This window comes from Mucilaginibacter rigui, from assembly GCF_014773275.1.
Lineage (GTDB): Bacteria > Bacteroidota > Bacteroidia > Sphingobacteriales > Sphingobacteriaceae > Mucilaginibacter > Mucilaginibacter rigui_A.
On the sequence record NZ_JACWMW010000001.1, the window covers coordinates 1019165 to 1031221 of the forward strand.

A 12057-nucleotide genomic window follows, 5' to 3' on the forward strand; every position below is an offset into this window, starting at 1 on the left:
TTTCTAAACTGCAGGGAACGCATTACTGCTATATAATTGTTAATTTTGTGCCTCTATGTCAAAGCAAAAGAACGATTACTCTTTCTGGACTAAATATAAGCGTTACGCCGGTAACGAGATATTGTTGTACGTGATCATGATCGTAGGTATAATTCTCGGCATCATTATATTTAGCTGATCAGTTTTTTACCAGTGTTACATTATAGCTGTCCGCATCGGCTATGGTTTGATAAAACTCAACCAGGTCGGTATATTTATCTTTACTGTAAGTGCCGTCTATTATTTCTACCCTCCGTTTGTAAACCAGCTTATTGCCGTTAATTAACACTTTTACACTAAAGCTTCCAAACGGTTTTTTCAGGTTGATGTTTAATGGTTCCATATCTGCATGATAACCGGTTGGCAAGGTATAGGTTATTTCATCTTCGTCGGTATATCCCCGGTTAATGTACACCGGGTTAACACGGTTGCGAACTTCTTTTATACCGCGTTGTTTGTTTACCGGGTTAAGGGCAAAGTATAGTTTATTATTATCTTTCGATGCAAAATCGTACGCGTTCAATACAACGGTTTCTGTAGCTAAAGGTATTTCTTTTTTATCCTGCTTCAACTCCAGTTTTTCTACCGCAAGGTTGCTGATGTTAGCATACATTTTTTGCAGGGTTTTAACCTGTTCGGTTAAAGGCTCGCCTATTAGCGCCTCAGGGTTGTCATACTGTGTACCCTGGTAAAGGGTGGTCATATCGCCGCTTAATTCACCATCGGCGGCTATAGTGAAGTTTGCTTTACGGTTTTGTAAATTTTGAGTAGCTGTGTATTTGGGTGTATGCATTACTATACCACCCTCTGGCGTACAAGCCAGTACGGTACGGTCGTCAGTAAAATCGCTTAAAAAACCAAAGGGTATCTTTTGGCTGGTGCATTCTAAAAATGTAGTGTCGTTTTTTAAGGGCAGGCAAAGTATAACATGATTAAACTGGTTCATACTGGCAAAATCGGGCAGCATGCTTGCTTTCATGCTCCCTGCATCTACCACGCAATACCACGAATCTATATCAGCAGCTTTCAATAAAGCCCGTGTATAATTTACCAACCCCTTACAATCGCCATAGTTAAGGCGATCAACTTCGCTTGCCAAAAAAGGCTGATACCCCCCAATACCCACCTGTATGCTGATGTAATGGGTTTTATTCTGCATGTACTCATAGATCTTTTTTGCCTTTAGTTTGGCATCGGTAATGCCGGCGGTGAGTGTTTTAATATACTGTATAGTTTCAGGGGGTAATGTTTGGCGGTTTGCCAGCAGTTTATCATAACTCCAGCGGCCCAGTTCGTTCCAGTTGGTGAACGATCCGTTTATCCCGCCGTAAAAAAAATCCTTGGGGGCTATTTTTACAGTGCTTAAATACGTTTCTGCCATAGGGCTGTAGGGTTCACTTCGTATAGCTTTAAGGTTGTTTACCTGCCATGTGTATGTTTTAAGGCCTTCTTTGGTACTGCCGGTAATAACTTTGGCAGGCATGTTTATTTCCTTATACCTAATACCAAAATCGGGGCGGCAAGCAAAGGTGTAAGTGCTTTTTTCTACCGCCAGCCCGTTCTGTGGATTGGGTTTCCAATCTCTTATATTTAGCGTTTGCTTTGATTTTAACTCGTACTCATACTCAATGGTGTATGGGTACGAGCCTATAGATGGGATAAAATGTTTAACGCGCGAGTCTTCATACAACGAAAAATTGTTAACAGCGCTTTCGTCCTCAAAGTCTTTTTCGCCAAATTTGCGTGATAGTTTTCCAAACTCGTTGTAAACGGTACCCTTTATATTTTTGATGACGTTGCTCTTGTCATAAAAAACTACGATATGCGCAATATCATCACCGTTTTTGTTGAGCACGGTTACAGCGGTTTTTATACGATAAAAGGTGGCGCCATCCTTTACCTCGGTGTATACACTCTGATCGCGAATAACGGCACTTGCGTAGGGTAGCAGGTCTTTTGATATCAGGCTAACATCATAATTAGCCTGGGCATCTGCTGCACTGACGCTGAAAAGCAATAATAGTACTGTTATAACCCGGTTCATTTCTTTTTAGTGAAAACTATGTCTGCTTTTTCTGAAGCAATTATTTTGTTATACAATTCTTTTAAATAGGGGTACTCTTCAGGAAAATAAATTGATTTGTTGAACTGTATTACGTTTGAATAAGTGAAATTATTACCCTCGCGCGTAAAATCTGTAAGGTACTGGCCGCCCCTGTTTGGCAGGCCTATTGATACTGCCTGTGGCGAGCTCTCTATAACATACCCATCAGGCAGGTGCATATTTAATATATACCTTTTGTTCGATGGCATGCCCCAGTCTACCGGGTAAGAGCGTTCCGCAAGTTTAAAAGGGTTAGATACATACCTGTCAAACAACATAGGGTTGAATGAGAAACGGTCATGGTTCATGCTGCCAAAAACATCTATTTCCACCTCTAATTTTTCACCAAGCGGCGAGTTCAAACTATCCAGATTTAGTATCTCCGATTTCAGGATCTTCACTTTACCCAGTTTTTCGTCAAGGTTCTCTATATATTCATCAACGGTATTGAACTTTTTAATTGCCTTGCGTTTTTCGTAAGCATCGTAACCGGTGTAGTAAGTGCTAATGGTGCCTTTTAGTTTACCGTTGGGTTGCAGGGTAAGGTCTAAATTACTGGTCGTGTTCTTTTTTTGTGTCGCCACAAGGTCTATCCAGTACGATGGCTTATCCAAACTCATTACCCGGCCCTGGTCGTTAAGGCATTTTAAAGGCAGCATACCAAAGGGCAGCATGGGGTCGGTAGCGTCTAACAGGTACGATTGATCGCCGATATTTGCCTTAGCAATAATATAATCAAATTCACTCTCTACCGGGTATAACCTGTTTATCAAGCCATTTTGGCGTGTGGATAGTAAAACAGCCTCGGTTTTTATACCTGCTGAGTTTAACGCGGCTACTAAGGCTAAATTTATATCGGCTATGTTGCCGGTATGGCTATCAAGGGCTTTACGTACACCATCGCTTCCCCTTGAGTACATACTATTCCATTTGATGGTTTTTTGTATATAGCTATAAATAGCAACCGCTTTAGCCATCTCATCAGTTTTACCGGCAATAACGGGAGCAATGTAATTTTTTAACAGATCTTTTTTTATCTGCGAGCCAAAATATTCCGAATGTTTAAGGTTGTAGTCAATATCCTTCCAATCTTTGGTAACCTTATTTTTTACGCCTGTATATGGGTTAGTCCATTCTTCCAGGTTAAAATAAACGGCAGATAAAAAGTTTTTTGATGATGTCATGTAATCCTCGGTTATAAAAGCGGGGATATCGGCCATACCGTAGCTTAAAAAGGAGCAATCGCATTTTGAACCACGGCTGCTAAAACACTCATGCTCAACTTCCGATTTGGATTTGGTGAGTTTTAGGGCGCCGCGGATCATAGCGTTATACGTCCAGAATGCTGGTATATGTACCTGGTATTCTGAATAAGCTTTAGGGATATCATCCTGAAATTCCCACGATGGGAACCGGTAAAAGCCCTGGAGCACCTTGGTGTAGGTGTATTCTATAATACAGCCGCTGCGTATGTTTGGTAAAGCGAATTTTTTTTGTTTCCAGTATTTGTTTTCTGTTGTGGTAAATATTTTTGATGCATCCAATTGTGCAACCTTTACCGATCCGTTATCGTCCATGTAGGTTGTTGCGCCCTTTATATCGATAATATCGTCGTGCGTATCAGCGTCATCATAAAAAGCAAGCGTAACTGTGCCTTTATCAAAAGCCTTGCTGTCAAGTATCTTTATTCTTACATGATATTTAAAATAAGTTTTGATACCGTCGTCGCTAGCATCAATTCGGGTCGCCCCAAACTCCTGCAACACAAAAGCATGGGCAGAGGTATCAAGCGGATATGTTTTTTGGTTCATTTCATCAACTGTAAATCTGCCGAAGGGAAAATCCTGTGCCTTGCATATTGTTGTAAAGCAAATGAATACCAATAAGTTAAATAAAGTTTTATTCATGTAATAAGGTCGTTTTTAACAGTTATGAAAATATGAAAATATACGAACATCTGCTATGCAAAAAAATGTGCCGATAATTTTGAGAGTTTTCACACCTTTGCAATACTGATAAGCAAAAATGAAATTACAACTAAAGCGGCCTCTTGCCTTTTTTGACCTTGAAACCACCGGTACCAATATTGGCGCCGACCGTATAGTAGAGATATCTGTTATAAAACTTAACCCTGATGGCAGCGAGGAGGTATTAACCTTACGTGTACACCCGGGTATTCCTATTCCGTTAGAATCATCATTGGTACACGGTATTTATGACGAGCATATTAAAGATGAAAAGCGTTTCGAAGAAATTGGCCAGCAAATAGCCGATTTTATACAAGACAGCGACCTTGCAGGGTATAACTCCAATAAGTTTGATATCCCGATGCTGATGGAGGAGTTTTTACGTGCAGGTGTACAATTTGACCTGGATAACCGCCATTTTGTGGATGTACAGAATATTTTTCACCAAATGGAGCAGCGTACCCTGAAAGCAGCATATCAGTTTTATTGCGATAAAAGCATTGTTAACGCGCACTCGGCCGAGGCTGACACCCGCGCTACCATGGAGGTTTTGCTGGCACAGATAGAGCGTTACGAGAACCAGGAATGGGAAGATAAAAAGGGAAATAAAAGCATACCTGTTGTGGGCGATGTAGAGGCCTTACATAAGTTTACCAACCTAAGCCGCCCGGTTGATTTTGCTGGCCGCATGGTATATAACGAACAAGGCGAAGAACTGATAAACTTTGGCAAACACAAAGGCAAAAGGGTAGAAGATGTGCTGAATGCAGAACCAAGTTACTACTCGTGGATGATGCAGGGCGATTTTCCGCTTTATACCAAACGCAAGCTTGAAGAGATATACAAACGCTGGAATGCTAAAAAGGTAGCCGAAAGACAGCACGCAAAACCGGCACAGCCAGCCGCCGCAACAAATGCAGCAGCGCAGGTACCGAAACCGGCTTTCCAGAATAATAGCCCTAAAAACAGCCCGCAATTAAACAGCCAACCCTTTAAAAAGAAGGAAGAGCCGGCAAAACCTGTTGATGAGGATATGCTGGCGCAACTGGCTATGAAGTTTAAAAAGGGATAGAACACAGGTACACAAAACAGAGAAGCCCGGTTTGATTAGAACCGGGCTTCTCTCATTTATGAAGCGTTATTGCGAGCGATAGCGTGGCAATCTTCGATAGAAAATTGGTTACATGCTTGTGGGAGATTACCACGTACTATGTTGGTCGTAATGATATGCATTTAATCCCAAGTGTTATTGCGAGCGATAGCGTGGCAATCTCACAGAATATTCGGATATGCTAAGATTGCCACGCACTACATTGCTCGCAATGACACATTGACTATATTTCTTTCAGAAATTGAATATTACGGGTGAGTCCTTCAAACTTCGTCCGCTTTACAGCCGAGTTTTTAAATACTTTTTGGAAAACATCGGTTGTAATATCTTCCCAGTCTTGTTTTTTTAGCCCGTGCAGTTCTGGGTGTGGGGTAAATGCCGGTTCGGTATGCAGCACCGAGAAACGGTTCCAGGGGCAAACATCCTGGCATATATCGCAGCCAAACATCCAGTTGTCCATTTTACCCTTAAATTCCTGCGGTATCTCGTTCTTTAGTTCAATGGTGAGGTAAGAGATACAACGGCTGCCATCAACCACGTACGGCCCTACAATAGCATCTGTAGGACAGGCATCAATACAACGGGTGCAGGTACCGCAATGGTCGGCTGTGGGTTCAATATCGTATTCCAGTTCAATGTCAACAATCAGCTCGGCTAAAAAAAAGAAGGAGCCAGCTTGCTTGCTGATAAGGTTTGAGTTTTTACCAACCCAACCCAAACCTGCTTTTTTTGCCCAGGTCTTGTCAAGCACCGGCGCCGAGTCTACAAATGCGCGGCCGCCAACTTCGCCAATTTTTTGGTTGATGATATCTAATAATTGCTTTAGTTTATCTTTAATAACAGTATGGTAGTCAGTGCCGTATGCGTATTTAGAGATCTTTGGTGCAGATGGATCGAGCTGGGTTGCATCAGTATAATAGTTTAACCCCAAGGATATGACCGACTTTGCGCCATCTACCAGTAAACGCGGATCGAGGCGTTTATCAAAGTAGTTTTCCATGTAGCGCATTTCGCCCTGCATACCTTTATTGAGCCAGGCTTCCAGTCGAGGCGCTTCCTCTTCAAGGAACTCTGCCCGGGCTATACCACAAAACAAAAAGCCCAGGTTTTTGGCCTCGGTTTTTATAAGTTGTGAATATGCCGACAGGTTTTGCTGCATGTTGCAAAGATACGATATGCCGGTATTTTAAATCTGTTAATACTTTAGGCTATTTAAAATATAGATAAATATGTTGCTTTTTGAATAGTGGTATGGCTTTTGGTGTTATTACAGAAACTAAAACACTATGCTGCGATCAGCATTTAATAAAACAACATTATGGAAAATAAACCAGAAGGATTTGACAGGGCAAATGGCCAGGGTAAAAACCACGATATAACAGGGAATGTTGCCAACGTTGGTAATGATACACTTAAACAGGATGTAAACGATAAAGATCTGGCTAAAAAGGTGCCTACGGTAACACCGGAGTCGATAGCAGAGATACCAAATGATACGCCTGAGTTGGAAAACCCAACACCGCAAACATCATCAAACAAAGGGCAGGGGCCTGCGGGCGAGGACCTGTAAACAAGCCTCATTTATAACCACACGTCATTGCGAGGTACGAAGCAATCTCTTTAGGATAGTTATCCTACATAAACAAATGGCTTAAAGAGATTACCACGTCGCTATCGCTCCTCGTAATGACGTAACGGTATAGTATTACCTGTTATGATATAACCTCGCATTGGAGTAAGTAGCTTCGGCAACTATCTTGTTATTCTTTATTTTGAAGATGCTACAATTGCGAAGATCGTACCGGATGGGGCTGTTAACTTTTTCTTTTAAACCAACCACATCATACTCTACTACAACTGTCGAATCGGTGTTGATCATATTATCAACAAGGTATTTGGCATCTGGTGATACATAGAACAATTGATGAAAGATCTGGTCGGCACCCGGCGGGCCATACGATTCGCCATCCCAATCGCTGGTGGTTATTTTTGCTTTGTCGGCATATTGGCCTATCAGGCTTTTCAGGTCATGGTCGTTCAGATAGCGGAAATGCTCATCTATCAATTGCTTTGATTGTTCCGTTTGGCTAACAGCAGGCTTTTCGGGCTGGTTATTGCACGCGGCAATTGCTGTTGCCAGTATAATGAAAAGGATACGGCGAAGGGTAATGGTCATGGGTTTAAATGTAGCTAAGTTATATCAAAAAATAAAACCCTCTTCTGTAATACAAAAGAGGGTTTATATATATTGAAATTGCTTTAAAAGCTATTACGAATACTATTGCTTAATGTTTTCGCGCTCCAGTAACCACTATCCAGTATGCGGCGTACGGTTAACAACGGGTAATCCGGGTCGCGTTTATCAGCAAGCTGGAATGCCATTTTAAAACCTCTTTTATCAAGCTCGGGCAAAACTGGTTTCTTCCATATGCCAAACGGGTATGCAAAATATTGGATCTTTTTACCGGTTATTTCTTCCAGTTTTTTTGTTGGTTTATCAATTTGTGTAACCCAGTCATCAACAGGCCTGTTGGTTATTTTGCCGTTAACACCTTTTATAACCAGGTTTGAGTTATGCGAGTATTTGTCTACACGGTGGTGGTCCCAGGTGTGGCTTGAAATTACGTGGCCATCATCAGATAGTTTTTTGATCATCTCTGCCGTCATATAATGCGGGCGGCCTATTGATACCGTCATTACAAAGAAAACGCCTTTAAAGCCGTATTTCTTCATCTCTGGCGCTGCAATAGTGTACTGGTCAAGGTCAGTATCATCAAAGGTTAGCATGATGGGTTTTTTAGGCAGCGGAGCACCCGTAACCAGGTAGTTATACAACTGATCGGGCAGGATGGTGTGATAACCGCTATCGGCCAGCATTTTGATGTGTTCTTTAAAGGCTGCCACCTGTACAATATAATCCTTAGCGTTTTTAGAGTCGGTAGCTTTCCAGTCGCGTATTTGGTGGTAGCACAGAATTGGCACCTGTTTGCGGGCAAGTACCGCTGCTTTATCAACAGGGCCTGTAGCCAGTTTAACTGCAGGCGATGCTGTTTCTTCTGTTGTTGTTTTTGCGCTATCAGCACCAGCTTTATCTGTTGATGATGGTTTTGACTGGCATGATACCATGCCTAAAAATACAAGCGGCAATACGGCCGAAAATTGCTTTAACATAATGCGGATGATGATAATATGAAACGCTAAAATAATATAATTATAGAGGGATATATTAACTGTTAATAAATTTTAATCGCTTTTTAATTTAATTAACATTGCTACAATACTATACGTTTACCTTCGGCAATAGATCGTTTGGCGGCATCCAATATTTGCATCACTATCATATTGTATTTTAATGACGACCTGTCGGTAATACCCTTAAGCCTGTTTTTGGTTACTAATTGCAGATAGCTTATCGGGTTATCATCGGGCGATAACAATGGTGATGCTACACGCATCACAGCGGGCGTTTTACCTATCCGTGCCAAAACATTGCTGTTATCCAGCGCGTGCATATAGCCTTCATCGCCAAACACTTCAAGGTCTTTTATAGAAAAAGGCCAGTTCCATGAAGCCTCAATGATACCGGTGGCGGTTGGGTATTCAACAATAATAGTAGCATCATCCTCAACCTTTGGGTAGGTTTGCAATTTAAAGTGGCGTGCAACAGCAGTAACCGCAATTGGTTTCTGGCCGTTCATTAGCCACGTCATCAGGTCGGCGCCATAGCAGCCAAAATCATTTAACGCACCGGCACCGTTTAAATCAGGATCAGTTAACCAATTGGTGAAATCTTTACTGCAACCAATTTCCTTTGGCCCTTCGTGCCCATCGTGTACAACCATTTTCCTGATCTGGCCTATGCTGTCTTTTGCTACAACATCATAAACATGCTGGTAGGATGGATACCAGGTAGTTTCGTAATTGGTAAGCAGTTTTATATAATATTTAAGCGCTAAAAACTCCATGCGGCTTGCCTGTGCAAGGGTGGCGGCAAGGGGTTTTTCAACCATTACCGAGATGCCCAGCGGTGCGCAAACCTCAACAATATCAATATGCTTAGCCACCGGGTTATATCCTAACACCACATCAGGTTTTTTGGCGGTCACCATTTTTTTCAGATCATCGAAGAAAATAGAATCGGGCAGGTTATACTGTAACTGGTACCTTTCCCTTAACTTTTTATCACCTTCGGCAATACCCACAATAATCACTTTACCGTTACGATATTCGCTTAAAATATTATGTACATGATCATGCGCTAAACCGGCTATAGCCAGTTTTTGGGTGCTTAAAAGCACCGGTGGCGGTGGGGCTATTGGCGGCGGTGTTTTAACGGCCGGGATAACCTGTGCCAAAGCAACTGATAAAAATGTGCCTGATACAACGATCAGGCACATGAATACTTTTGCGAATTTCATGGTAGTGTTTATGTTATTTTTCATTTGATAATGAATAAGGCACATCTGCAGCCTTTGTACCACGCGCCTTATTTGGCACAGCCGACATGTTAAAGTTTAAAACACCGCCTTGCTGCAATGCTTTATGGCTTAACCAGTTGTTGGTGTATGGTTTACCATTAACGGTTAACGAGGTTACAAACCTGTTTGCTGCGCTGTTATTGGCAGCGTTTATGGTAACAGTTTTGCCGTTCTCAAGCGTAAGTGTTACTTTTTTGAATAAAGGCGCGCCCAAAACATACTGGTCTGTAGCGGGGGTTACCGGGTAAAAGCCCATTGCCGAAAATACATACCAGGCAGATGTTTGCCCGTTATCCTCATCACCGCAATAACCATCAGGTGCAGAGTGGTACATTTTGTTAATTACATCGCGCACGTGCAACTGGGTTTTCCAGGGCTCGCCGGCGTAATTATACAGGTATATCATGTGTTGTATTGGCTGGTTGCCATGTGCGTATTGGCCCATACCTGCTATCTGCATCTCACGTATCTCGTGTATCACTTCGCCGTAGTAGCTATCATCAAAAACAGGGGGAAGCGAGAAAACAGAATCTAACTTGGCTGAGAATTTTTGCTTGCCACCCATCAGGTCAATAAGGCCCTGCACATCGTGGAAAACGCTCCAGGTATAGTGCCAGCTATTACCTTCGGTAAAGGCATCGCCCCATTTAAAGGGATTGAACGGACTTTGGAATTTGCCGTCCTTATTTTTACCGCGCATTAACCCGGTTTGCGGGTCGAACAGGTTTTTATAGTACATGCTGCGTTTGCGATATATCTCCGTTTCGGATGCAGGGCGGTTTAGTGCCTTGCCCAATTTGTAAATGGTAAAATCGTCATAAGCGTACTCTAAAGTACGGGCAGCATTTTCGTTTATCTTAACATCGTAAGGTACATAACCCAGCGAGTTGTAATAATCAACACCATCACGGCCGGTTGCTGCCGGGCCATCGTTATTGGCGCCATGCAGCAATGCCTGGTAAAGTGTTTGGATATCATAGCCCCGGCCGCCTTTCAGGTATGCATCGGCCACAACAGACGCCGAGTTGTTACCCACCATTACATCGGCATAACCCGGGCTGCTCCATTCGGGCAACCACCCGCCTTCTTTGTAATCGTTAATAAGGCCCTGCTGCATCTCTTTATTGATAGAAGGGTACACCAGGTTCAGGAATGGGTACAGCGCCCTGAAGGTGTCCCAAAAGCCAGTACCTGCAAACTTATAGCCGGGGAGTATCTGCCCGTTTTGCGCGCTCCAGTGAACCGGCTGGTTTTTGGCATCAAGCTCATACATTTTATTAGGGAAAAACAACATGCGGTAAAGGCATGAGTAGAATGTTTTTACCTGCTCAACCGAGCCTCCCTCAACAGCAAGTTTGCTTAACGTTTTGTTCCAAACAGCTTTTGCTTTTTGTTTGGTGATATCAAAGCTATCAGTACCAACCTCCCGGTTTAAGCTGATCTCAGCCTGTTCAATACTGATGAATGATGAGGCAACGCGCATATTTACCTTTTCGCCTTTGGAAGTTTTAAAGCCAATAACTGCCATGGCATGTTTGGCGTTTAGCTCAAGCCCGTCTTTAAGGGTACTATCGCTGTATACCTGCGCGGTGGTAATGGGTTTATCTACATAAATAACAAAGTAGTTTTTAAAGTTTTTTAGTGGGCCACGTGCGTACTTACTTGAGTATCCTACTATCTTTCTTTCACCAGGAATAACCTTAACGTATGATCCACGGTCAAAAGCGTCAATAACAATATATGAGCTGTCGTTTTTGGGATAAGTGAACCTGAACTGCGCGCTACGCTCGGTAGGGGCAATTTCGGTGGTTACATCGTGGTCTGCAAGGTAAACACTGTAATAGTAAGGCTTCGCTATTTCGGCTTTATGCGAGAACCAGCTCGAGCGGCCGTTTTGAGATACTTTAAGTTTGCCGGTAACGGGCATAATGGCAAACTGCCCGTAATCATTCATCCATGGGGATGGCTGGTGGGTTTGTTTAAAGCCGTTTATTTTATATGAGTCGTATGTGTATTGCCAGCCATCGCCCATTTTGCCGGTTTGCGGGGTCCAGAAGTTCATGCCCCATGGTACCGCTATGGCAGGGTAGGTGTTACCGTTGCTCAGGTCGTATTTTGATTGGGTACCCATCAGCGGGTTTATCCATTCAACAGGGTCGGTTACCTTGGTAACCTGCTGGGCAAATGCAGTAGCGGAGAAAAACAAGGCGCTTAAAAAAAGGATTCTTTTTTTCATGTATTGAGTTAATAGCTTAATAGAAGTAATCGGCCGTAAATATAAAAGACTGGCAGCTATGCCAGTCTTTTATATTGTAAAAATTTAGTTCTAACCCTGGTTTTCCATTCAGTTTGTGGTAG

The 12057-nt window shown here is 42.6% G+C and carries 10 protein-coding genes; 3 read left to right on the forward strand and 7 right to left on the reverse strand.

The window, feature by feature from the left end; translation table 11 throughout:
- The first annotated feature begins 55 nt into the window (after positions 1–55).
- A complete protein-coding gene (locus tag IDJ75_RS21290) occupies positions 56–178 on the forward strand; it encodes a hypothetical protein (protein WP_262892090.1) in 123 nt (40 codons plus the stop codon).
- On the opposite strand, the gene IDJ75_RS04695 is transcribed toward IDJ75_RS21290, so the two are convergent.
- On the reverse strand, positions 179–2083 hold the full coding sequence (locus tag IDJ75_RS04695) for a DUF3857 domain-containing protein (RefSeq protein WP_191174434.1): 1905 nt from the start codon (positions 2081–2083) through the stop codon (positions 179–181).
- Complete coding sequence (locus IDJ75_RS04700; RefSeq protein ID WP_191174435.1) at positions 2080–3954, reverse strand: DUF3857 domain-containing transglutaminase family protein; 1875 nt, start codon at positions 3952–3954, stop codon at positions 2080–2082. The genes IDJ75_RS04695 and IDJ75_RS04700 overlap by 4 nt, the downstream gene beginning before the upstream one ends.
- 214 nt (positions 3955–4168) lie before the next feature.
- Between IDJ75_RS04700 and IDJ75_RS04705 the strand changes: the two genes are divergently transcribed.
- Positions 4169–5182: a 3'-5' exonuclease gene (locus tag IDJ75_RS04705; RefSeq protein WP_191174436.1), complete on the forward strand. Its 1014-nt coding sequence runs from the start codon at positions 4169–4171 to the stop codon at positions 5180–5182.
- Between the two features lie 262 nt (positions 5183–5444).
- Here the strand turns inward: IDJ75_RS04705 and queG are convergent, their stop codons facing one another.
- A complete protein-coding gene (queG, locus tag IDJ75_RS04710) occupies positions 5445–6380 on the reverse strand; it encodes a tRNA epoxyqueuosine(34) reductase QueG (protein ID WP_191174437.1) in 936 nt (311 codons plus the stop codon).
- 159 nt (positions 6381–6539) lie between these two features.
- Between queG and IDJ75_RS04715 the strand changes: the two genes are divergently transcribed.
- Positions 6540–6791, forward strand: a complete 252-nt coding sequence (locus tag IDJ75_RS04715; protein ID WP_191174438.1) for a hypothetical protein — start codon at positions 6540–6542, stop codon at positions 6789–6791.
- Between the two features lie 135 nt (positions 6792–6926).
- Here IDJ75_RS04715 and IDJ75_RS04720 read toward each other — a convergent pair whose 3' ends face one another.
- The 4 genes from IDJ75_RS04720 to IDJ75_RS04735 all read right to left on the reverse strand — a co-directional run bounded on the left by IDJ75_RS04720 (position 6927) and on the right by IDJ75_RS04735 (position 11935).
- Positions 6927–7397 carry a nuclear transport factor 2 family protein gene (locus IDJ75_RS04720; protein ID WP_191174439.1) on the reverse strand — a complete coding sequence of 157 codons (471 nt, stop codon included), beginning with the start codon at positions 7395–7397 and terminating at the stop codon, positions 6927–6929.
- A gap of 83 nt (positions 7398–7480) precedes the next feature.
- A complete protein-coding gene (locus tag IDJ75_RS04725) occupies positions 7481–8392 on the reverse strand; it encodes a polysaccharide deacetylase family protein (protein WP_191174440.1) in 912 nt (303 codons plus the stop codon).
- 101 nt (positions 8393–8493) lie between these two features.
- Positions 8494–9663 carry a Gfo/Idh/MocA family protein gene (locus IDJ75_RS04730; RefSeq protein ID WP_224746477.1) on the reverse strand — a complete coding sequence of 390 codons (1170 nt, stop codon included), beginning with the start codon at positions 9661–9663 and terminating at the stop codon, positions 8494–8496.
- On the reverse strand, positions 9653–11935 hold the full coding sequence (locus IDJ75_RS04735; protein ID WP_191174441.1) for a GH92 family glycosyl hydrolase: 2283 nt from the start codon (positions 11933–11935) through the stop codon (positions 9653–9655). The genes IDJ75_RS04730 and IDJ75_RS04735 overlap by 11 nt, the downstream gene beginning before the upstream one ends.
- Positions 11936–12057 lie beyond the last annotated feature (122 nt).